The sequence below is a fragment of the Bradyrhizobium sp. NP1 genome, assembly GCF_030378205.1.
Taxonomy (GTDB): Bacteria; Pseudomonadota; Alphaproteobacteria; order Rhizobiales; family Xanthobacteraceae; genus Bradyrhizobium.
This window is the reverse complement of the sequence record NZ_CP127385.1, coordinates 3,004,362-3,025,850: the sequence shown is the minus strand read 5'-3', so window position 1 is coordinate 3,025,850 and position 21,489 is coordinate 3,004,362. Positions and strand designations below refer to the sequence as shown.

The following is a 21,489-nucleotide window of genomic DNA, read 5'->3' as shown; positions in this document are numbered from 1 at the left end:
CCTCGCCGCCGCTCCCGCATCCTCAGATTTGCTTGCTTTATGAAAGCGCTTTCATTAGCTACCGTCGCTTCGCGCCTGTCAACGGCAATTAATTGCGTTTTTCGCCAGACCCGTTTATGAAAAGACTTTCATGGACGGCCGAAGATTCTAAGATGGTCACGCATCGAAAGGTAAAGCTACTGGACGTCGCGCGCCATGCGGGGGTTTCCGCAGCGACCGTTTCGCGTGCAATCGCGCAGCCCGAGTTGGTCAGTACCGAGACTCTGGCGCGAGTGCGATCAAGTGCGATCCACCTCGGTTATGTCCCGGATGGCGCAGCGCGAGCGCTCGCATCCGGCAGGTCGATGACCATCGGAGCTGTCGTCCCTACGCTCGACAGCGCCATCTTCTCGCGTGCGCTGCAATCCATGCAGCTGACCTTATCGCAACAGGGCTACCAGCTGCTGATCGCCTCGCACGACTACAGCGCGGCGGCCGAAGCCGAAGCTGTTCGTACCCTGCTCACACGAGGCGTGGATGGCCTCATGCTTGTCGGCGCGCAGCGACCCGAGACCACCTGGGAGATGCTCCGCGCCTCCGGCATTGCGGTTGTTCTGACCTGGTGCGGCAGCGACCGCTTTGCTTCCGTCGTAGTCGACAATGAAAAGGCCGGGCGTCTTGCCGCGCAGCACCTCATCGAACTCGGGCACAAGCGGATCGGCGCTGTGATCGGCGCGCTTCAGTTCAATGACCGGCAGGCGGCGCGGCTTGCGGGAATGCGCGCCGCACTCTCCGATGCAGGCCTCGACCTTCCGGACTGGCGCGTAACCGAACAGCCGCTGACACTTGCAGGCGGCCGAACCGGCTGCGCCCTGATGTTGGCGCTCGAGGACCCGCCGACGGCAGTTATCGGAGGGATCGACATTCTCGCCATCGGCTGTATCGAGGAAGCCCATTCGCGCGGCCTTGCTATTCCTGGAGCATTCTCGGTGGTTGGAATCGATGACATTGAGATGTCCGGCCATATCTTCCCGTCGCTGACGAGCGTCCATTTACCCGTTGGCCGGATCGGCGAGATCGCGGCCAACTGCCTGCTGCAAAACATCGCTGGCGAGGCAACGCGTCGTGTTATCGATTTGCCGATCGAACTGGCGCCGCGCAAATCGACGGCTAGGGTGGAATAGTCGGGTCTCGCTTGCACCCGGCAGCTTTTCATCAATTGCTGCTGCCGTTCCGCCTCTTGCCGACATACAGCCCGCACTGTCGAGCGGTCCCGCCCCGCGCATCATGCTTGAGCCGGTTGCTCGCTCCTGTTCTTCGCCAGCCTCTTGTCGAGCCGCGAGGTCCCGCGTCCCGTGCATGTCGATCATGAATATGCCGCCCTTCCTTATATCGCGCGTATCCGACGACACGAAGGCAGGGCCGCGCTCGTTCGCCATTGCTGGCCTCGACACGAAACGGCTCAATCCTGCCGGGAACCGGAACGGCCCCAACCCGCCAACCGCACTCAGGGAAACAGGCCACGCGTCTCCTTGGCGCCGCGGACGCGATCCACCCCGATCGCCATGGCGGCGGTACGGTTAAACACCTTGTCGCGCGCGGCGCGCATCACCATGCGATCGAAAGCGCGATCAAGAATTTGGTACTCGCGGCGCATCACCTCTTCCTCTTCCCAGAACAGTTGCTGCAGATCCTGTACCCATTCGAAATAACTGACAACGACCCCGCCCGAATTGCACAGGATGTCCGGAATCAGGAAGATCTCATCCTGGCGACGTTCCAGGATCAGGTCGGCTTCCGGCGTGGTCGGACCATTGGCTCCCTCCGCCACGATGCGGCAACGCAGATTGGCCGCCACACGCGCGTCGATCACCCGCTCCATTGCGGCGGGGATCACCACGTCGCATGGCAATGTCAGCACATCCTCCGGATCGAAAACGAGCTCGTTCGAATATCCGGCGATACTGCCATGCGCCGCGGCGTGGTCGATGAGCCCGGGAATATCGAGCCCGGCGGGGCGATGCAGCGCACCGGTGTGGTCGCTCACGGCAATCACCTTCACTCCCATTCGATGCAGTTCCAGCGCGGCGATGGAGCCGACATTGCCGAAGCCCTGCACCACTGCGGTCGCGCGATTTGAATCGATGCCGCGATCATTCATCACCCGACGCGTCAGATGGGCGACGCCGCGCCCGGTCGCCTCGCGCCGTCCCAGCGTGCCGCCGGCGCTGACCGGCTTGCCGGTCACGATCTCCGTGACGGTGCGGCCCTGGTACATCGAATAAGTGTCCATGAACCACGCCATCACCTGCTCATTGGTACCCATGTCGGGCGCCATCACATCGGTGTGCGGACCGACAAAGGGAATCATCTCCTGCATGTAGCGGCGCGACAGTGCCTCGAGCTCACGCTTCGACAGGCTCGAGGGGTCGACGCCGATGCCACCCTTGGCTCCGCCATAGGGCAGCCCGACCAGCGCGCATTTCCAGCTCATCCAGATCGCCAGCGCGGCGACCTCGCCGAGATCGACGCTGGCCGCAAAGCGTGTGCCGCCCTTGGTCGGACCGAGCGTGAGGTGGTGCTGCACGCGATATCCCTCGAACACCGCGGTCGTACCATCGTCGCGGTGGATCGGGCATGACACCGTGACGGCGCGCTTCGGCATCAACAGCCTCGGCCTGACGTCCTCCGGTATCGAAAGATAGTCCGCGATCACGGTGAATTGCTTTACGGCCATGTCAAAAACCGGCCCGCTGTAGGCGGTCACGTTGCCTCCACTGATGGTTGTTCGAAGATGTTCGCTTGCGGCGCCGCTGGAGCGAGTGGCTAATCCTCACTCCGCTCCTTGCGGATCGCGGCGACGAGGTCGGCGAATCCGAGGACCAGCATCGACAGATGCTTGGCCATGAGCTGCTCGGCAAGAACGCCGTCCCTGGCCTCGATCGCCCCCATGATGGCGGCGTGCTCGCTCACCGATTCCTGCATCCGGCTGCCCTGAAAGGTGGCATAGCGCCGGTAGGGTGCCACCCTGCGCCGCAGCCCCTTGGTCATTTCGATCAGCGTCTCGTTGCCGGAGGCTTCGTAGAGCAGGTTGTGAAATTCGTTGTTCTTCTCAAAGAAGCCCATTGCGTCGCCGGCCATGGCGTATTGCGCACAGACCTCGTGGCTTTCCTTGATCCGCTTCATCTCGAACGGCGTGACGCGGCGCGCCGCGAGCTTGACGCAGAAGCCTTCCAGCGCCGCCATCACGTCGAACAGCTCCACGAGCTTCGACAGGCTGAGCTCCGCGACGGTGGCGCCCTGATGCGGCTTGATGGTCACAAGGCTAGAGGAGGCGAGATAGTTGAGCGCTTCGCGCACCGGCGTGCGGGAGACCGAGTAGCGCTGGCCGAGCCCCACCTCATCGATGCGCTCGCCCGGCCGCAGCCGCCCGAACACGATGTCGTCTTCCAGCTCCTGGCGAATCCGCTGCGCCACCGTCAGCGATTCGGAGCCTTCCTCGGCGACCGGGGCCTGGTTCGAACGGGCTTTGGATTTTTCTGACAATTTGGCCATGGCAATATTTCTAGGTTCGGTTCGGATAGTTTTCGTAGACGACGCCGGTGAGCTGCGCGGCTTCGGCAAGAATGCGGTTCGCCGCGTTGTCCAGTCCCCGCCGCAGGCGATGCTCGTCCTGATCACAGAGCGAGCCATTGAGGACCTTGATTCTGCCGTCGACCATGGTCAGGAAGGCGCGCTGCTCGCTCCCCGCCAGCAGGAGGGCCGCAAGCGGATCGGCAACCGCACCGGCATAACCGATCGCGTCCAGCTTGAAAGCGGTGATATCTGCACTCATCCCGGCGGCGATGCTACCGATGTCGGTACGGCCCAGGATATCAGCGCCGACTCGCGTCGCCATATCAAGGGCGTCGTCGGGGTCAATCCACTCCTGATGAGGGACAGTGCCCTCACCGCCCGCCAGCCGGTGCAGCAGCGGCACCAGGCGGAGCTCGCCGATCATCGACCCGGCGTCGTTGCTGGCTGCCCCGTCCACGCCGACACCGACCCGGATGCCGTGCCGCTGGTACATATGGATCGGCGGTACGCGTGCGCCGAGCCTGAGGATCATGCGCGGACAATGCGCGATGGCGCAACCGGCATCGCCAAGGACGGCCATTTCATGGTCGTTGAGCCGGGTCGAGTGAGCGAACCAGGTGCTGGGACGCAGCCAGCCGGTCTCCTTCAGGAAACCGGTCGGCGTGCCGCCCGGCAGCTGTGCGGCGGCTTCACGCTCGTCGAGCCGCGGGTGGAAATGCGTATGAAGCCCGCAACCGAATTCCGTCGCAAGCGTCGCGATATCGCGCATGAACTGCATGTTGCGGTAGGTCACGGTGGTCGGGCCAAAGCCGACCCGGGTGCGCGAGCCAAACGATGTATCGTGGTATCGCCGGGCAGTGCGCGTCATGTCGGCGAGCACGCTTTGTTCGTCGTCCAGCAGCCCACCGGCCCGAGCACCCAGCCGCGTGGTCAGCTCCTGCTCGATATCATCCTCAAAGGTGGTCAGGCTGCCGCGGACGAGATGCAGCCGGATTCCGGTTTCAAGCGCGGCGCTGACTTCCTCGTCGACGTATTCGGCACGCGCGCCGGGCAGCAGGTAGGAGTGATCTGCTGTCGTCGTGCAGCCGGTGAGCAGGAGCTCGGCGCAGGCGGCCGAGGTCGCCGCCGCGAGATCGGCCGGCGTCAAGCGCGACCAGATCGGGTAGACGAGCTTCAGCCAGGCGACGAGATGGCCACGCTGCGCGGCAGGCACCGCGCGGGAGACGCTCTGGTAGAAATGATGATGGATGTTGACGAGGCCGGGCATGACAATGCATCCGGCAAGGTCGACCTCGCTGTCAAAGACGCCGTCCGGCGCTGTGCCTGCGTCGACTTCGCGGATGATGTTGCCGTCAATCACCAGATAAGCGTGTTTGAGAACCTGACGACGGTCGTCGCAGGTGTGAAGCGTTCCGATATTTTTCAGGAGGATACGTGTCATGATTTCACTTACAGGCCAAGATAGGCAGTGCGGATCGCCGGATCGCCGCGCAGGCTTTCGGCTGCCGCTGCCTTCACGATCGATCCGTTTTCGATGACATAGGCGCGTTGCGCGAGGCCAAGCGCCAGGAACGCATTCTGCTCCACGATCAGCACCGCGGTTCCGGACTGATTGATTTCGCGGATCGCCTCGGCGACCTCGGCAATCACCTTCGGCGCCAGCCCGAGCGACGGTTCGTCGAGCAACAGGAGCTTTGGGTTCGACATCAACGCCCGGCCGATAGCGACCATCTGCTGCTGGCCGCCGGACATCGTGCCGACGCGCTGGCTCATGCGCTCGCGCAACACAGGAAACAGCGCCAGGATCTGGCCGATCCGGCTCGCGACCTGCTGCTTGTCGGTGGCCCGCGGCGCACCGAGGCGCAGATGTTCCATCACGGTCATATGCGGCCAGATCTTCCGCTCTTCCGGGCAATGGGCAATCCCTGCCGCGACGATCCGCATCGGTGGCTCCGAATCGATCCGCTTTCCCATGTACCAGATTGAGCCACTGCGCACCGGCATCAACCCTGAGATCGCCCGCAAGGTGGTGGATTTGCCGGCGCCGTTCGATCCGATCAGTGCGACGATCTCGCCGGGTTCGACGCACAGTGAAACGTCATGCAGCGCGCGGGCCGCACCATAGCTGCAGGCGACGTTGCGAAGCTCAAGCAGCATGTTCGGTTCCCAGATAGGCGTCGATGACGGCACTGTTCTGCGAGATTTCGGCGGGCAGACCTTCGGCGATCTTTTCGCCATGGTGAAGCACGATGACAAAATTTGAGACGCTCATCACGAGCTGCATGTTGTGCTCGACGAGCATCACGCCGATCCCCTGGTCGGTAATGCCGGTCAGAATCCTGCCCAGTCGATGCGCGTCGGCGTGGTTGAGGCCGGACGCCGGCTCGTCCAGCAGCAGCATGCGCGGCTGCGAAGCGAGCGCGACGGCGACACCCAGCAAGCGCTGTTCGCCATAGGAGAGTTCGGCGCACCGGACTCGTGTCTTGCCGGCAAGGCCGCACAATTCGAGCGCCTCCAGCGCGTCGCGGCGCAGCGGCTCGCGCGCCGCGCGACCGTCGAACAAATGCGACAACGTCGCCGGGCGGCGGCGCATCGCGCCGATCTCGACCGCTTCCAGCGCGCTCAGTTCGCCGAACACCTCGGTTTTCTGGAACGAGCGCACGATGCCGTGCCGCGCGATGCGATAAGGCTGCCAATCGGTGATGACGTCATTGCCGAAGCTGACCGACCCGCGGGTCGGGCGCTGGAAGCCCGAGATCACCGACAACAGCGTGCTCTTGCCCGCGCCGTTCGGACCGATCACGCTGGTGAGCTTGCCGGTGAAGGCCTGGAACGAGACCGACTTCAGCGCCCTCACGCCGCCGAACTCCATGTCGATATTGTCAGCGCTGATCCACAAGTTCGGCCCCCCTGCCCCGCTTCGAAGCGGCATCCTGGAAAAGTTGCGCAAGGCCGCCCGGAAAGGCGACCGCGAGTAGCGCGAGCAGCGCGCCGAAAATGATCAGCCTATACTCGCTGGCGACGCGCAGGCTTTCGGGCACGATGGTGAAGATCAGCGCGCCGTAAGCCGGGCCGATGATCGTTCCCTTGCCGCCGAGGATGACCATCACCAGCATGGTGGTCATGTAAGAGAAGTAGAACAGGTCGGGCGACACGAATGACATGAAGTGGGCGTATAGCGCGCCGGCGACTCCGGCGAAGAATGCGCTGACCACGAAGGCGATGGTCGCCATCGAACGCGTGTCGACGCCGACGGCCTCGGCAAGGTTGTCGTTCTCCCGCAGCCCCTTCATACCAAGGCCGACGGTCGACGACGCAATCCGGTAGATGACCAGGGTCGACGCCAGCGCAATCGCGCCGATCAGGTAGTACATGACGGTCGGCGAGGCGAAGGACAGCGGGCCGAACGGCGTGCTGATCGGCGCCGTCTTCGGCAGCGACAGGCCGATCTGGCCGCCGGTGACGCTGGTCCAGTTGTAGGCGACGAGCCGACCGAGCTCCGATATCGCGATGGTCGAGATCACGAAGCGATGGCCGCGGACGTTGAGGATCGCGAGCCCCAGCAAGAGCGCGAGCAGCGCCGCGCTCGCACCCGCCAACGGCAGGTCGATCCAGAACCCGGTGCCGAGATGGATGGTCGCAAGTGCGGACACATAGGCCCCGATGCCGAAGAATGCGGTGTGCCCGAGCGACAGCAATCCGGCGACGCCGACGAGCAGGTCGAGGCTCGCCGCCAGGATCACGAAGATAAAGGCCATCGTCAGGACGTGCAGGTAGTAATTGTCGCTCACCAGGAGCGGCGTTGCGGCAAGCAGCGCAAGCACGAAGAGCCCGATCTGCACCGCCGTACCACGCTTGAGGGTTAAGGATGACCGCATCATCGCTTTCCGAATAATCCGTCGGGCTTGTAGAGCAGGACCGCTATGACAAGGACGAAGCCGATAGCGTCCTTGTAAGCAGAGGAGACGATGCTGCCAAAACTTTCGGCCATGCCCAGGAGCAGACCGCCGGCAATGGCGCCGAGAAAGTTGCCGAGCCCGCCGAGGATCACCACGATGAACGCTTTCAGCGTGGCGACACCGCCCATGCTCGGCTGCACCACGAAGATCGACCCCAGCATGACACCAGCGAGCGCGGCGAGTCCCGCACCCAGCGCAAAGGTCAGCGCATAAAGCCTTTCGATGTTGATGCCGACCAGCGCGGCGGCTTCCTTCTGCTGAAAGGTCGCCCGCACCTCCATGCCGGCCCGCGTAAAGTAGAGACTGTACTCAAGCAGTCCGATCAGCACGAAAGTCAGCACGATCGTGATCAACCGCTCGGGGGTCGCAAGAGCGCCGAACAGCTCGATGCTCTGCGACGGCAGGCCGCTGAAGATCCGCTCCGGGCTCGGGCCCCAGAGCAGGCGCGCTCCGTTCTCGAGCACGATGGCCAGGCCGATCGTGGCAAGCACGGAACTCATCAGCGGCGCCGAGCGCAAGCGGCGGAACAGGAATTTCTCCAGGAAGTAGCCGGCGCAGCCGACCACAAGCGTCGTCACCCCGACCGCCAGGAAGAAAGGCAGGCCGGCGCGCCGGGTCAGCCAGAAGCCGACGAAGCCCCCCAGCATATAGAACTGGCCATGCGCGAAGTTGGCCAGGTTCATCAGACCGAAGATCGCCGTCAGCCCGAGCGCGATCAACGCGTAGCTCGAGCCAACGACGAGCCCATTGAACAGGTATTGCGGAATCAGGTCCATGCGTCTGCTTTCGGCGGCGCGTCAGTTGGGGGCCGAAATGACCGCCTGATCGGCGACGAGGGGCTGCGCGTCCTTGCTCAAGGTGAGATAGACGTTGAAGCCGTAGCCTTGACCCGCCTTGGTGAACCGGATGCGACCGGCCAAACCCTCCATGTCGGTCTGCGCGACCGCATCGCGGATCGCTTTCGGATCGGCGATGTCGGCGCGCGACAACGCGTCGGCCACCACGCTCACCTCGTTGTAGCCGGAAGCGGAATAGGTCGTGGGCAGGTCGTTATAGTCGGCCTGGTATTTCGCGACGAACGCCTTGTTCCGCGCGTTGTCGATCGAATAGACATAGGACATCAGCCCGTAGATGCCGTCGCCCTTCTGGCCGACCAGCTTGTAATAGGTCTTCGCGGCGAACGAGCCTTCGCCAAAGAACTTGCTGCCAAGCCCCATCTGCCGGATCTGCTCGGTGAGCGCGACCGCATTCTGCGTGTTGCCGGCAAGCACCACCGCATCCGGCGCGCTGCGCTTGATATTGGTGATGTAGGGAAAAAGATCGCTGTCGTTGGTATCGTAAATCTGCTGCGCGACGACGGACGCGCCCTCCGCCGTCAGGGCCGGGCTGTAGCTGTCGATGATCGAACGCCCCCAATCGTCGTTGACAACCAGAAAGCCGAACTTGCTGCCGCCTGCGAGCTTCAGCATCGGCTTGGCGAACGCTTTCGCGAGCATCGCCGAGGTGGCGGGAATGCGGAAGAAATAGTCGTTGCCGCGTTCGGTGAGGTTGGGTGCAGTCGAAATGCCCGCCACCATCGGAACGCCGTGCCGCTTGGCCACGTCCATCACCGCACCGGTCGATGAGCTGCAGAAGGCTCCGATCAGCGCGACCACCTTCTGGCTGCTGACGAGCTTCTCGGCGGCGGCGACCGACTGCGCGGGAATGCAGGCGCCGTCCTCGACGACGAGCTCGATCTTCCGCCCCTTGATTCCGCCGGCTGCATTGATCTCGCCGACCGCAACGCGCGCGCCTTGCAACAGGGTTTGCCCATCATAGGCGACCGGCCCACTCATTGGATAGACAGCGCCGATCTTGATTGCCTCTTCGCAAGAAGCGGCGCCCGCACCGCATAGCGCGCCAATCATGGCGGCCAGAACCGTAACCCTCATATGCAGCCTCCCTTGTTTAAAAATACAATAGATGCATTGATTGTATTGTCAATGCCATTTAATTATGCAATCTGAGCGCAGGGAGAGCAGAAATGACAACCAAGCAATCCATCGTCTCCAGCAGTCTGCTGTGGCGGGAGCCGGGAAAAGCGCCATGCGACAGCCATGCGCGCATCGCGTTTGCCGACGGATTGATCACCGACGTGGCCGTGGGCGGCCCAGCGATTCGCGATGGCCGCCTGCTGATGCCGGCCCTCGTCAACGCGCACGACCATGTGCGAGGCCTCAGGCATCTCGCCTTCGGCGCCAGGGACGAGCGTTTCGAAACCTGGCGTGCCGCGCTCTATGCCCACCCCCGCATCGACGTCTATTCCAATGCCTGTCTTGCGCTGGGTCGGATGGCGCTGGCCGGCATCGGCACGACGCTCTGCGTCTATTCATCGATCCGGGTCGACCGGCTGATCGACGACGCCCGCGCGATCGCGCGGGCAGCCAAAGATGTCGGCATCCGCGTCGGCTTCGTCGTTCCATTCCGCAACCGCTGCACCATGGCGCTCGGCGACGATCAGGCGGTCCTGGCCTTGCAGTCCCCCGAGGACCGGGCGCTGATCGAAAAGACCTGGCTCTATCCGTGGCCGTCGGCGGAAACCTACATCGAGATCGCGCGCGAGATCGGCAAGCTCGAGTCCGACACCTTTTTCGTGCAGTACGGGCCCAACAGCCCGCACGCCTGCTCCGACGAACTGATGGAGGCGATCATCGCCGCCGCCGCCGCGGACAACCGGCGCATCCATATGCATTTCCTCGAAAGCGAGCCGCAGCGCCAATGGGCTGATGCGGCGTTTCCGAACGGCATCCTCAAGCATTACGACGCCATGGGCCTGTTCTCCGAACGCTTTACCGGCGCGCACGGCATCTGGCTGTCGCAGGCCGAATGCGACTTCCTGGCAAGCCGTGGCGCGAGCATCGCGGTCAACACCAGCTCCAATCTTCATCTCTATTCCGGCCTGTCCCCGATCGACCGCTATCTGCGCGCCGGATTGAAATTCGCCTTCGGCCTCGATTCCTTTTCGCTCGACGACGACGAGGACATGCTGCGCGAGCTGCGGCTGAGCTTCTATCTGCATTCGGTCGCGCATCGTCCGCCCGGACTGACGCCGGCCAGCCTGTTCGATGCCGCGCTCAAGACCGGCTTCTGGATCGTCACCAACAAGCACGGCTATGGCGCGATCGAGCCCGGCATGCCGATGGACGTGCTCTCGCTCGACTATGCGGCGATGACGCGCGACCTGATCGAGGGAATGATCGAACCCGAGGACGCGATGATCGCGCGGGCCTCGTCCCGCTATGTCAGGGATCTCTGGGTTGCCGGCAGGCAGATCGTCTCGGACGGCAAGCTCGTCACCATCGACCTCGCTGCGGCCGAGCAGGACGTGCTCGCCCAGGCCCGCGCGGCCGGCGAGCAGATGCGCGCGCTCAAGCCGGCGATGGCCCGCCACCAGAAAACACTGCGCGATTTCTACGACCGCGGGCTGCACATGTCACCGCAATCTCGTTCATGAGCACAGGGAGAACTGCATGAATCTCGACTTGAAGGGCAAACGCGTCCTCATCACCGGCGCGTCAAAGGGAATCGGGTTGTCGACGGCCTGGGCCTTCGCGCGCGAGGGATGCGACCTATATCTGACAGCGCGTTCGGCGGACCAGCTACAGGCAAACAGCGAGGCGATCGCGCGCGAGTGCAACGTCTCGGTGACGACTCATCCGGTCGACATGGGAGATTCCGAGCAGGTCGGCAAGCTCGCCGAGCGGTTTTCCGATGCCGACATCCTCGTCAACAACGCCGGTGATATTCCGGCCGGCAACCTCGCGAGCGTCAGCGAAGAGGCGTGGCGCAACGGCTGGAACGTCAAGGTCTACGGCTACATCAATCTGACCCGTCACCTCTATCCGCGCATGGTGGAGCGCAGAAGCGGCGTCATCGTCAACGACATCGGCAATTCCGGCGAAAACTGGGACGCCAACTATATCGCAGGCGCTTCGGGCAATGCGAGCCTGATGGCGTTCACCCGCGGGCTCGGCGGCGTCAGCCTGGATCACGGCGTTCGCGTGGTCGGCGTCAATCCCGGACCGGTTGCGACCGACCGCATGGTCAAGATGATGAAGAAGCGCGCGACCGAATGGCACGGTGACGAGAGCCGCTGGGAAGAGCTGCACGACAAGTATCCCGGCAAGCGTCCCGCCACGCCCGAAGAGGTCGCCGACCTCATCGTCTTCCTCGCCTCCCCTCGCGCGGGATACATCACCGGAACCATCGTGACGATCGACGGCGGCATCGCCTCGCGCCGCTCGATCATTTGAAGGGCAAGTCCATGAAGCAGTTCGAGCAGCGTAACAGGCACTTCGACCATCTGGTCAATACCAAGGGCCTGCGTTGGATGGGGCAGAACACCAACCATTACACGGTCGATCCTGCCGTTCGTAAGGCGATGGTCGACTGCATCGAGAACGAGGAGTTTCACGCCTACGCGCCGCCGCTCGGGCTCGAGGAACTCCGCAGCCTGATCGTCGAAGAACTCGGCCTCGCGCCGCACGCCTGCATGGTGACCGACGGCGCGGTGGAGGGACTCTATAACGTCTGCCGCACCTTCTGCCGTCCCGGTGACCAGTTCGTGACCACCGACCCGACCTGGGCGTGGCCGATGGCGTTCGCCAAGGCGGCCGGCGCCGAAGTCATCCAGATCCCGATCTATGGCGAGGAGCATGGCTTTCGCCTCGATCCGGCGCGGCTGGCAGAGGTCGTCACCGCCAGGACCCGCATGATCTATATTGTCGATCCGAATAACCCGATCGGCACCTGCTGCACCGCAGACGAAATGCGCCGGATCGCGGAGATTGCACGCGGCGCGGGCGCGATCCTTGTGCACGACTGCACTTACCGCGACTTCGCGTTCAATCACACGCTGGCCGCCACCTTCTATCCGGAAAGGACCATCACGGTCTGGAGCTTTTCGAAATGGCTCGGCTTTGCCGGCTTGCGGGTCGGCGCACTGGTGGCGTCCGCCGACATCATCGAGCAGCTTGCCGCGGCTCCTCCCAATAATCTCGGATCGAGCATGCTCGCCCAGCGCGGTGCGATCGCAGGCCTGAAGACCAAGGCGCAATGGTTCCCGACCGTGCTGCGAGCACAGCGGAAGAATCAGGAGCTGATCAAGCGCGCCGTCGACAAGATCAAAGGCCTGTCGATGCCGGTGTTTCCCTCGAACGGAAACTTCCTGGTGATCGAATGCACCGACGCCGGTGTCCGCCCGGAGGCTCTCGCCGCCGTCATGGGCCGCCACAACATCCAGATCCGTCATGGCGGCTATCACACCAAGGCGTTCGGCGATCGCTTCATCAAGGTGAGCGTCACCGTACCGGAGGCCTGGGCCTGGGAGTTCTGCGAACTGCTGCCGCAGGCGATCGAGGAAGCCAGAGGCATCAATGAGCCTGTGGCCGCATTCTAAAGAGGTGTAGCCTTGCCAAACATCACGACCAGCGACGGCATCAGCCTCTATTACGAGGAAGCCGGCCAAGGCGATCCGCTCGTCTTCGTCCACGAGTTCGGCGGTGATCACAGGAGCTGGGAGCCGCAACTGCGCTTCTTCTCCCGCTGGTACCGCTGCATCACTTTCGCGGCCCGCGGCTATCCACCCTCCGACGTGCCACAGGACGTCTCGCTGTACTCCCAGGCAAGGGCGGCCGCCGACATAGGCGATGTCGTCGACGGCGTCGCCGGCGGCCGCGCCCATATCGTCGGCCTTTCCATGGGCGGCTTCGCCGCCCTGCATCTCGGGCTCATGTGGCCCGACAAGGCCCGCTCGCTGGTGGTCGCCGGCAGCGGCTATGGCGCGGAAAAGCAGCACGAGGACTATTTCAAGGGCGTCTCCGAGACCGTCGCCGCCACCTTCCTCGCTTTGGGAAGCAAGAAGTTCGCGCCGACCTACGCTTCCGGCGCCTCGCGGGTGCAATTCCAGAACAAGGATTCTCGCGGCTGGCTGGAATTCGCCGAGCGGCTCGGCGAGCATTCCGAGATCGGCGCGGCCAACACCATGCGCGGTGTGCAGGCCAGGCGGCCCTCGCTCTACGATCTCGAGGCGGGCTTGCGCACGCTCGCCGTCCCGACCCTCGTCGTATCCGGGGATGAAGACGACCACTGCTTGCAGCCCGGGCTTTTCCTGAAGCGGGTGATCCCGGCGTGCGGTCTTCTGATCCTGCCGAAATGCGGCCACACCATCAACCTCGAGGAGCCGACCGCGTTCAACGGCTTCGTCGCCGATTTCCTCAAATCGGTCGAACACGGCAAGTGGAGCAAACGCGATCCGCGGGCCAATCCCGCGCAGATCATGCGAACCGACTGACCATGGCTGACATCGACCATTTCATCGACGGCGCCCGGCTCTGGGCACGGCACGAGGCACTGGCCACGTTCGGCGCGACGCCTGCGGGCGGCGTCGATCGGCCGGCGTTGTCGAGGGCCGAAATCGATGCCCGCGCCCAGCTCATGACGTGGGCCGCCGCAATCGGCCTGCAGCCCTCCACCGACGACATCGCGAACCTGTTCTTGCGCCTGCCCGGCCGTGATCCCGACCTGCCGCCGGTTCTCGTCGGCTCGCATATCGATAGCCAGCCGACCGGGGGCAAGTATGACGGCGTCTATGGCGTGCTGGCGGGTCTCGAGTGCCTTGAAGCGATCGTGGCCGCCGGAGCCAAGCCGAGACGTTCAATCGAGCTGGTCTGCTGGACCAATGAGGAGGGCTCGCGATTTGCGCCGGGCATGATGGGCTCGGCCGCCTTTGCGGGCAAGCGCCGCCTTGAGGACATCCTCGCCGTACGCGACGCCGACGGCGTCACGGTTGCCGGTGCGCTGCGCGCGGTTCGCGCCGCCGAAAATGCGCTGGCGCATCGGCCGCTCGGCGGCACGCCTGCGGCCTATGTGGAAGCGCACATCGAGCAGGGGCCGATCCTTGACATGAGGTCGATCCCGATCGGGGTCGTGACTGGCATTCAGGGCAAGCGCACCTTCCGCGTCCGGATCGTCGGCGAAGAGAATCACGCAGGCACCTCTCCTCGCAGCGCGAGAAAGGACGCATTGATGGATTCGGTGAGGATCGTCTCGGCGCTGCGCGATACATTCGCCGATCCCGATGATATCGTACGTTTCACCGTCGGTATGTTCACCGTCAGGCCGAACGCCCCGTCGGTCGTGCCGTCCGAGGTTGAATTTTCGATCGACCTGCGTCATCCCGACACGTCAGCGCTCGCTCGCCTTGGCGATCAGGTGGCGCCGATCTGCAAGGCCAACAGCCTCACATGCGAAGCCGAGATTCGCGAGCTCATCCACGATCCTCCGCTGGAATTCCCCGGCCCGTTACGCGAGAAAATCCGCCTTGCGGCGGCCGCACGCGGGCTCGGTCACATGGAGATTCCCTCCGGAGCCGGACACGACGCGCGCTACCTGCACTATATCTGTCCGACGGCGATGATCTTCATTCCATGCTGGAAGGGCATCAGCCACAACGAAAACGAGCGGATCACGCCGGCCGATGCACTCGCGGGCGCTCGTGTGCTTGCAACGCTGGTCCTTGGCTTGGCCGGCGAATAGTTGACATGCCCATTTTGCGACTGTCGGACGAACAACGCGGTTGATGCCTTGCTCAGATATTTCCGAGACCGATAGTTGGTGTGGCTCTCCGACTGCGGGACGTCCAACATCCGGTAACATCATTCCGCCGCAACAGCTCAGCCTGATCAATCTGGCCATGTTGGCCGCATCCGGGCAAATGCACGAATTCGAGCATCATTTCCGCAACGCGCTCCTGCGAACCAAGGTTCCGCTGGAGCAATTGCGGGAGCTGCTGCTCCACATCGCGCAATATTGCGGCATCCCGACCGGAACCGACATGTTCCGAATCGCGCGACGCGTACTCGCCGAGGAAAACATCGATGTGAGCGGCATCAAGCCGCTGGACACGAACTATCTCTACAGCTTGTCGGACAGTAAAGCTCGATAGTCGTTGATATCCCGACCCTCGCTCGCGAGCGTGTGCGGCCGGCAGCTGCAGCGGTCGGCGCTTCGAGAACGATAGGCGCTCAGCCGGCGTTCGTCCGCGGCGCGCGTGGAGCGGCCCCTTTGCCTGGCCGCTTGCCCTCCAGAAGTGCGCGCTCCGAACCCAGCGCGGTCGCCAGGTGATTCATCACCGCCTGGATGCGGGCCGTGCGCTTCAGGTCGCCATGGGTCAGCAGCCACAGCGTGGAACTCGCGGCCGAGACGGCAACCGATCGCGCGCGACGCAAGCGGGGCTCCGCATCGCCGACATAGCAAGGCAGCAGCGCCAGCCCCATCCCTGCGCAGGCTGCATCCGTGAGTGCAGGCAGCGCATCGACCTTGACGGCGATGCGGTCGTCTTCGATGTTCTCGCGCATCCACCGGCCGATCACCGACGTTGCCATCATGTCGTCAAGCCCGATCCAGTCGTGGTCGGTCCTGTCGGCACTCCCCCGGCGAGACAGATAGCTGGGCGAGCCATAGACGGCATGCGTGATGGTGGCGATCCGCCGTCCGACAAGGGTCTCGGGCGGCGCGGGAACGGGCCTCAGCGCAATATCGGCCTCGCGGCGCGTCAAATTCGCCATCACGTTGGAAATCGTGATCTCAAGCCGGATCTCCGGATGCGCGGCCCGCAGCGACGGAATGTGCCGCATCAGCATCGTGCAGATCGTATCGGTCGTGGTGATCCGGACCATGCCGAAGGGGCGCAGGTCCTGGCCGGACAGACGACGCTCCAGCGCCACGAAATCATCGGCAAAGCGCGCGGCAAGCGCGGCTGTGCTCTCGCCGGCAGCGGTCGCTGAATAACCGTCGCGGAAGCGGTCGAAAAGCCGGACACCGAGCGATTGTTCGATCGCACCCAACCGGCGAAACACCGTCGAGTGCGTCACGCCCAGCCGGCGCGCCGCGCCGGAGAGCGTGCCCTCCCGCGTCACGGCAAGTACCAGACGCAAATCGTCCCAGTCCACGGCGGCCTGTCCATTTTTGCAAGCTGACTTGGTCAAAATATACAATTGTTGTTTGGCAATGCACATCCCAAATCCAGGCCAGCGCAGGCTCCGGAGGGCAGGATGCAGCTTCAGGCAATCGAACCAACGCCCCTCCCCGCTGCGCGGCAGCCCACGGGCGACCCGCGGCGCTGGCTGGCCCTGCCGGTGCTGCTCACCGGCGCGTTGCTGCCGCCGCTCGACTTCACCATCGTCAATCTGGCGCTGCCTTCCATCCGCCAGAGCCTCGGCGCCACGTCCAGCGACGTCCAGTTCGTGATCTCCGCCTATGCCGCGACCTATGCGGTTTTCCTCATCACGGGGGGACGGCTCGGCGACCTCTATGGACGCAGGCGCATCTTCCTGATCGGCGTTGCGGGCTTCACCGCGGCTTCGGCGCTGTGCGGCGCGGCCTGGTCGCCGGCGGCGCTGATCGCCGGACGCATCCTGCAGGGCGTGATGGCGACGGTGATGGCGCCCCAGGTGCTGGCGTCGATCCGCGTCCTGTTCCAGGGCGCGTCGCAGGAACGAGCACTTGCGCTCTATGGCGCGGTGTTTGGTCTGGCCAATCTGCTTGGTCAGGTTCTGGGCGGCATCCTGGTCTCGTCGCATCCCTTCGGCCTTGCCTGGCAGGCGATCTTCCTTGTCAACATACCGATCGGCCTCGCCACCCTGCTCGGCGGATGGTTCCTCCTGCGCGACTCGCACGCGGAGCATGCGCAGCGGCTCGATGCCGGCGGCGTCGTGCTGCTCTCCCTGACGCTTGGCCTTCTCGTCTATCCGCTGATCGAGGGACGCGAGATGGGCTGGCCGTGGTGGACCGTCGCCATGCTCGCGACCTCGCCCGCGGCGCTTGCTTTTTTCGTCAATTTCGAGCGCCGGCTGGGTCAGCGTGGAGGATCGCCGCTGGTCGAGCTGTCGCTGTTCCGACAAAAGCGGTTCACCACGGGCATCGTGATGGCGTTCGCCTTCTACATGCAGAACGCGTTCTTCCTGACCTTCTCCGTCTATCTCCAGAACGGGCTGCATCTGACGCCGATGGACGCAGGCATCGCGACGTTGCCCTACGTCAGCGGGAGTTTTGTTGCTTCCCTGGCATCGTCTTACCTGATGCAGCGGCTTGGACCTTATGCGCTGACCCTTGGCTTCGCGCTTCAGGCGCTCGGCTTCGCGCTGCTCATGCTGGCGGTCGCGAGCATCCTTCCCGCCGGCCGCGATGCCGGTCTTGTCGGCGCCGGAATGGGCTTTGGCATCATCATGCCTTCCGTGATCAAGGCTGTCGTCGGCGGTGTCGATCCGCGTCACGCCGGGCTCGCGTCAGGCGTCGTCATCTCCGCGCTGCAAATCGGCTCTGCGCTCGGCATCGCGGTCATCGGCGGCGTCTTCTATGGCGCGCTCGGGCCATCGCAGACGTCGGCTGCTTACGTTTACGCTCACGCCTTCGCGCTCGCACTCGGTTGCGTCGTGGCGGTGCTCGTCCTTGGCGGCGCGCTGTCGGCGTCCGTCGCGCGAGAAAAGCCCTCGCCTCCGTAAGCCCGGCTTTGCATCGGAGAGCACGAAATGCTGGACATTGCCACCCTGCTCGAAGCGGCCGACGCGGAAGCATCCCCTGCCCTGAGATCCGACAATTCCACCAAGCCACCCTGCTCGAAGCGGGGCGTACCAATAAGGAGCAAGTCATGAGTATCGAGGCTGGAATCCTGGCGAAGCGAAGTGTCTTGCCAGCGGAAGGCGATCCGCGCCGGTGGTTTGCGCTTCCGGTCCTGCTGATCGGCGCCTTTCTCCCGGTCCTCGATTTCAACGTCGTCAACCTGGCGCTGCCCGCCATCCGCCAGAGTCTCGGTGCGACGTCGAGCGATGTCCAGTTCGTGATCTCCGCCTATGCGGCGACCTATGCCGTATTCCTCATCACGGGTGGCCGCCTCGGCGACTGGCTCGGGCGCAAGCCCATGTTCATGCTCGGCGCCGCCGGCTTCACGCTCGCTTCCGTCCTGTGCGGTCTTGCGTCGTCGCCGGGCGTCCTGATCGCCGGACGAATCCTGCAGGGCCTGACGGCGACGGCGATGGCGCCGCAGGTCCTTGCCTCGATCCGCGTCCTGTTTCCGGCCGCCGAGCAAGGCACGGCGTTTGCGCTCTACGGCGCGACGTTCGGGCTCGCCAACATCGCCGGACAGATCCTTGGCGGCGTTCTGGTGTCGTCGCATCCCTTCGGTTTCACCTGGCAGGCCATCTTTCTCATCAATGTCCCGATCGGTCTCGTTGCCATTGCCGGCAGCCTGCTTTTTGTCGCCGATTCGCGGGCCGATCATGTCCAGCGGCTGGACATCAGCGGCGTGGCGCTGCTTTCCGCCACGCTCGGTCTTCTCGTCTATCCGCTGGTTCAGGGGCGCGAAACGGGATGGCCACTCTGGATGATCATCATGCTCATGCTGTCACCCGTCTCGTTGACCGTCTTCATGCAGTTCGAAAAGCGGGTGACGTCGCGAGGCGGCTCACCTCTCGTCGATCTCTCCCTGTTCCGCGAGCGAGGCTTTGCGACCGGCACGGTCATGGCGCTGGTCTTCTACATGCTGTCGTCCTTCTACCTGACGTTTTCGGTCTATCTGCAGGGCGGCCTTCATCTGACGCCGCTCGACGCCGGCCTTCGCACGCTGCCCTTCGCCATCGGCTATTTCGCGGCCTCCTTCGCATCGGCCGGCATCATGCAGCGCCTCGGGCCCCGCGCCTTGACGCTTGGATTCATCGTCCAGGTCATCGGCTTCGGCGCGGTGATCCTGTCGGTGCTGGACGTGGTTCCAGGATATATCGAGATCGCGCTTCTGGTGGCGGGCCTCGGCTACGGCATCGTGGTGCCCTCGGTGATCAAGGTCGTGATCGGCAGCGTCGACCAGCGCCACGCCGGCCTCGCCTCGGGGGTCATCATCTCCACCTTCCAGATTGGCGCCGCGCTCGGCGTCGCGCTGATCGGCGGCGTCTTCTTCAGCGCGCTCGGCGCCGGCGAGAACCTGACGGCCTACGCGCACGCCTTCGCCATTGCGCTGACTTGCAACGTCGCCTTGCTGATGCTTGCCGCACTGCTCTCGCTGTGGCTCGCAGCCGGTCAGCCGGCAGCAACGTCGCGGACGGAGGCTACCAGCCACCGCCCGTGATGACGCCGGGGCCGTTCACCGCTATTGGCCGGGTGTCCTGCGATTCCGACGTCCAGCCTGCCGTTTCCGACCTCGGCAAACTGTTGCACCATTCCGAGTTCATTGCGACGTGCCGAACCCACCGGTCCGCAGCATCCGCGCTGGCGATATGGGTAATCTTTTCGATTTAGAGGCGCGGGCGTCGCCAATTACGATTCTGTTTCTTGCCGACCGCCTTTTTTGAAACTCGCCGGCTACCTGTTCTCTTGCCGCGGCCGCACTCGGATAATCGGAATTGCCTCGGGGTCATTCCAGTCCACCGCCTGAAGGCATGGGTTAGAGAACTGACTTCCCGATAGCCGGTCAGCCACGCTATTTCGGAAACCGGCAAGTCGCGATCGCTGAGATACCGTTTGGCGAGCGCGGCCCTCAGTTCGTCCAGGATATCCGCGAAGCTACCGCCCTCATCACGAAGTTTTCGCGATAGCGTTCGAGAACTCATCCCAAGCTGGCGCGCGACTTCCGAAGCTCCGGCTCTGCCGTGTGGAAGCAGCTGCGCTACGATCCGCTCCACGTCCGAACGAATACTCGCGCGCGCTCCCGGCCGGGAAGAAAGTGCTTCTTCCGCGTATCGTCGCAGTAACCTGTTTAGATAGCTGTCGCGCCCTACAATCGGATGCGAAGCCACTGACGCCGAAAACATGATCTCGTCAGCATCCGCGCCAAATTGAACATCAATTCCAAAGAAGGTTTTGAATTCCGCAGGCGAGTCGGCACGATGATGCCTGACTTTCAATTGGTGTGGCACCAGTCGGTTGTCTGTCACCTGTCGGCAGATCCGCAGCAGCGTAACCAGCCAGAACTCCAAATGATGCCGATCCGACCATCGGTCTACGTTTACGTAGTCGAGAGCAATGGTCGCCGACCGATCCAGGGTGAAATGCAAGCGGACCCCTTCATTGTTTATCCTGCTGTAGCGCTCGCAGTTCCGCAGAGCGTCCGCCAGTTGCTCTGAGGATGCCAATACATAGTAAACCAGACCAATTTCGCGCAGGTCGAAGCTGCGCGCCAAGTGAAACCCGAGAAATTCATCTTGAAGTTCTTCGGCCGCCAACTCCAGGACCTTGATTTGGGTGCGTACCGCAAGACGAATGGTCGGATCGTCCGCTTCTTGGACAGTCAGCCCGGCCCCCGACAGAACCGGCCTCACGTCTTTGCCCGACTTGCGCAGTCGGGCGCATGCCAGACGAGCGATCCCTCCGGTGGCGCTCGGTATCGTACGGAAGCTTTTGGGCCTGGCAGAGTGCATAGTTGCCAACAATCCAGGATCTGGGCTTACGGCGCGAAAACACAAATCATTGGCTCGCAATCACAAGATTTTCTCTTGAGCGCATCCTAAAAACCGCGATGGTTTTTCCGGGCGGCTTGCGTGTCAAGCGGAAAAAAGCGCAAAAGTGCGGCAAGCCCAACCGCAGCATCCCCGCTCCTGAAAATACCATCTCTTGTCCAAGCCAGCCGGGAGGGCCAACATGACCAGCAGCCGCGATGTCGCGACCGTCTTCGTGGAACTGCGTCCGCAAGCCGATCGATACCGCAAAGCTGGCCGCACTGACGCGGCCGTGCAGTGATCGCGGACGCAACCGTTCGGCAACGACGCCGTTGCAGCGAGAGCCGCAACCGTCTGCCGCTGCTACGTGGAAGGCGACCAAAAAGACGACGGGTCCATCTGAAGGAGACTAAAGAGATGACCGTTGATCAGGAGATGGCCGTCGCGCCGGCAAGTCGCGGTCTCGGGTCGCTGCGCGCTTGCGTGAACGACCTCGCGCAACGGAACGCCTA

At 63.6% G+C, this 21,489-nt stretch carries 19 protein-coding genes; 9 read left to right on the top strand and 10 right to left on the bottom strand.

Going from position 1 to position 21,489, the window contains the following annotated elements; all coding sequences use genetic code 11:
- Positions 1-152: 152 nt before the first annotated feature.
- On the top strand, positions 153-1,163 hold the full coding sequence (locus tag QOU61_RS14235; protein WP_289659371.1) for a LacI family DNA-binding transcriptional regulator: 1,011 nt from the start codon (positions 153-155) through the stop codon (positions 1,161-1,163).
- Positions 1,164-1,486: 323 nt separating this feature from the next.
- Here the strand turns inward: QOU61_RS14235 and QOU61_RS14230 are convergent, their stop codons facing one another.
- From QOU61_RS14230 to QOU61_RS14195, 8 genes are read right to left on the bottom strand one after another with little or no spacing between them, the layout of a single operon-like run.
- Positions 1,487-2,746, bottom strand: coding sequence for a Glu/Leu/Phe/Val family dehydrogenase (locus QOU61_RS14230; protein ID WP_289659369.1), 1,260 nt, complete (start codon positions 2,744-2,746; stop codon positions 1,487-1,489).
- A 59-nt stretch (positions 2,747-2,805) separates the two neighbouring features.
- Positions 2,806-3,534: a GntR family transcriptional regulator gene (locus QOU61_RS14225; RefSeq protein WP_289659367.1), complete on the bottom strand. Its 729-nt coding sequence runs from the start codon at positions 3,532-3,534 to the stop codon at positions 2,806-2,808.
- A gap of 10 nt (positions 3,535-3,544) precedes the next feature.
- Complete coding sequence (locus tag QOU61_RS14220) at positions 3,545-4,996, bottom strand: amidohydrolase family protein (protein ID WP_289659365.1); 1,452 nt, start codon at positions 4,994-4,996, stop codon at positions 3,545-3,547.
- Between the two features lie 8 nt (positions 4,997-5,004).
- The gene (locus QOU61_RS14215; RefSeq protein ID WP_502876958.1) at positions 5,005-5,709 is read right to left on the bottom strand and encodes an ABC transporter ATP-binding protein; all 705 of its coding nucleotides are present in this window, start codon (positions 5,707-5,709) and stop codon (positions 5,005-5,007) included.
- Positions 5,702-6,454, bottom strand: coding sequence for an ABC transporter ATP-binding protein (locus tag QOU61_RS14210; RefSeq protein WP_289659361.1), 753 nt, complete (start codon positions 6,452-6,454; stop codon positions 5,702-5,704). Before QOU61_RS14210 ends, QOU61_RS14215 begins: the two co-directional genes overlap by 8 nt.
- The gene (locus QOU61_RS14205) at positions 6,438-7,433 is read right to left on the bottom strand and encodes a branched-chain amino acid ABC transporter permease (RefSeq protein ID WP_289659359.1); all 996 of its coding nucleotides are present in this window, start codon (positions 7,431-7,433) and stop codon (positions 6,438-6,440) included. The genes QOU61_RS14210 and QOU61_RS14205 overlap by 17 nt, the downstream gene beginning before the upstream one ends.
- Complete coding sequence (locus tag QOU61_RS14200; RefSeq protein ID WP_289659357.1) at positions 7,433-8,290, bottom strand: branched-chain amino acid ABC transporter permease; 858 nt, start codon at positions 8,288-8,290, stop codon at positions 7,433-7,435. Before QOU61_RS14200 ends, QOU61_RS14205 begins: the two co-directional genes overlap by 1 nt.
- A 21-nt stretch (positions 8,291-8,311) precedes the next feature.
- Positions 8,312-9,445, bottom strand: a complete 1,134-nt coding sequence (locus QOU61_RS14195) for an ABC transporter substrate-binding protein (protein WP_289659355.1) — start codon at positions 9,443-9,445, stop codon at positions 8,312-8,314.
- A gap of 92 nt (positions 9,446-9,537) precedes the next feature.
- Between QOU61_RS14195 and QOU61_RS14190 the strand changes: the two genes are divergently transcribed.
- Genes QOU61_RS14190 through QOU61_RS14165 form a run of 6 tightly spaced genes read left to right on the top strand, consistent with a single transcriptional unit; the run spans position 9,538 to position 15,498 of the window.
- Positions 9,538-11,007, top strand: a complete 1,470-nt coding sequence (locus QOU61_RS14190; RefSeq protein ID WP_289659353.1) for an amidohydrolase family protein — start codon at positions 9,538-9,540, stop codon at positions 11,005-11,007.
- A gap of 16 nt (positions 11,008-11,023) precedes the next feature.
- A complete protein-coding gene (locus QOU61_RS14185; RefSeq protein ID WP_289659351.1) occupies positions 11,024-11,806 on the top strand; it encodes an SDR family oxidoreductase in 783 nt (260 codons plus the stop codon).
- A gap of 11 nt (positions 11,807-11,817) precedes the next feature.
- Complete coding sequence (locus tag QOU61_RS14180; RefSeq protein ID WP_289659349.1) at positions 11,818-12,951, top strand: pyridoxal phosphate-dependent aminotransferase; 1,134 nt, start codon at positions 11,818-11,820, stop codon at positions 12,949-12,951.
- Between the two features lie 12 nt (positions 12,952-12,963).
- Positions 12,964-13,845, top strand: a complete 882-nt coding sequence (locus QOU61_RS14175; RefSeq protein WP_289659347.1) for an alpha/beta fold hydrolase — start codon at positions 12,964-12,966, stop codon at positions 13,843-13,845.
- A 2-nt stretch (positions 13,846-13,847) separates the two neighbouring features.
- Positions 13,848-15,089, top strand: coding sequence for a M20 family metallo-hydrolase (locus QOU61_RS14170; RefSeq protein WP_289659345.1), 1,242 nt, complete (start codon positions 13,848-13,850; stop codon positions 15,087-15,089).
- Between the two features lie 43 nt (positions 15,090-15,132).
- On the top strand, positions 15,133-15,498 hold the full coding sequence (locus tag QOU61_RS14165; protein WP_289659343.1) for a carboxymuconolactone decarboxylase family protein: 366 nt from the start codon (positions 15,133-15,135) through the stop codon (positions 15,496-15,498).
- A 79-nt stretch (positions 15,499-15,577) separates the two neighbouring features.
- Here the strand turns inward: QOU61_RS14165 and QOU61_RS14160 are convergent, their stop codons facing one another.
- Positions 15,578-16,570, bottom strand: a complete 993-nt coding sequence (locus tag QOU61_RS14160; RefSeq protein WP_289659341.1) for a LysR family transcriptional regulator — start codon at positions 16,568-16,570, stop codon at positions 15,578-15,580.
- 36 nt (positions 16,571-16,606) lie between these two features.
- Between QOU61_RS14160 and QOU61_RS14155 the strand changes: the two genes are divergently transcribed.
- On the top strand, positions 16,607-18,055 hold the full coding sequence (locus tag QOU61_RS14155; protein ID WP_289659339.1) for an MFS transporter: 1,449 nt from the start codon (positions 16,607-16,609) through the stop codon (positions 18,053-18,055).
- A gap of 146 nt (positions 18,056-18,201) precedes the next feature.
- Positions 18,202-19,671 (top strand): MFS transporter, encoded by a 1,470-nt coding sequence (locus QOU61_RS14150; protein WP_289659337.1) that lies wholly within the window; start codon positions 18,202-18,204, stop codon positions 19,669-19,671.
- A 166-nt stretch (positions 19,672-19,837) separates the two neighbouring features.
- Here the strand turns inward: QOU61_RS14150 and QOU61_RS14145 are convergent, their stop codons facing one another.
- Positions 19,838-20,860, bottom strand: coding sequence for an AraC family transcriptional regulator (locus QOU61_RS14145; RefSeq protein ID WP_289659335.1), 1,023 nt, complete (start codon positions 20,858-20,860; stop codon positions 19,838-19,840).
- Positions 20,861-21,489: the final 629 nt, after the last annotated feature.

Coding starts and splice junctions, on each gene's coding strand:
- QOU61_RS14235 (WP_289659371.1), top strand. CDS start 153: ATGGTCACGCATCGAAAGGTAAAGCTACTGGACGTCGCGCGCCATGCG.
- QOU61_RS14225 (WP_289659367.1), bottom strand. CDS start 3,534: ATGGCCAAATTGTCAGAAAAATCCAAAGCCCGTTCGAACCAGGCCCCG.
- QOU61_RS14220 (WP_289659365.1), bottom strand. CDS start 4,996: ATGACACGTATCCTCCTGAAAAATATCGGAACGCTTCACACCTGCGAC.
- QOU61_RS14205 (WP_289659359.1), bottom strand. CDS start 7,433: ATGCGGTCATCCTTAACCCTCAAGCGTGGTACGGCGGTGCAGATCGGG.
- QOU61_RS14200 (WP_289659357.1), bottom strand. CDS start 8,290: ATGGACCTGATTCCGCAATACCTGTTCAATGGGCTCGTCGTTGGCTCG.
- QOU61_RS14195 (WP_289659355.1), bottom strand. CDS start 9,445: ATGAGGGTTACGGTTCTGGCCGCCATGATTGGCGCGCTATGCGGTGCG.
- QOU61_RS14190 (WP_289659353.1), top strand. CDS start 9,538: ATGACAACCAAGCAATCCATCGTCTCCAGCAGTCTGCTGTGGCGGGAG.
- QOU61_RS14185 (WP_289659351.1), top strand. CDS start 11,024: ATGAATCTCGACTTGAAGGGCAAACGCGTCCTCATCACCGGCGCGTCA.
- QOU61_RS14180 (WP_289659349.1), top strand. CDS start 11,818: ATGAAGCAGTTCGAGCAGCGTAACAGGCACTTCGACCATCTGGTCAAT.
- QOU61_RS14170 (WP_289659345.1), top strand. CDS start 13,848: ATGGCTGACATCGACCATTTCATCGACGGCGCCCGGCTCTGGGCACGG.
- QOU61_RS14165 (WP_289659343.1), top strand. CDS start 15,133: ATGCCTTGCTCAGATATTTCCGAGACCGATAGTTGGTGTGGCTCTCCG.
- QOU61_RS14160 (WP_289659341.1), bottom strand. CDS start 16,570: ATGTGCATTGCCAAACAACAATTGTATATTTTGACCAAGTCAGCTTGC.
- QOU61_RS14155 (WP_289659339.1), top strand. CDS start 16,607: ATGCAGCTTCAGGCAATCGAACCAACGCCCCTCCCCGCTGCGCGGCAG.
- QOU61_RS14150 (WP_289659337.1), top strand. CDS start 18,202: ATGAGTATCGAGGCTGGAATCCTGGCGAAGCGAAGTGTCTTGCCAGCG.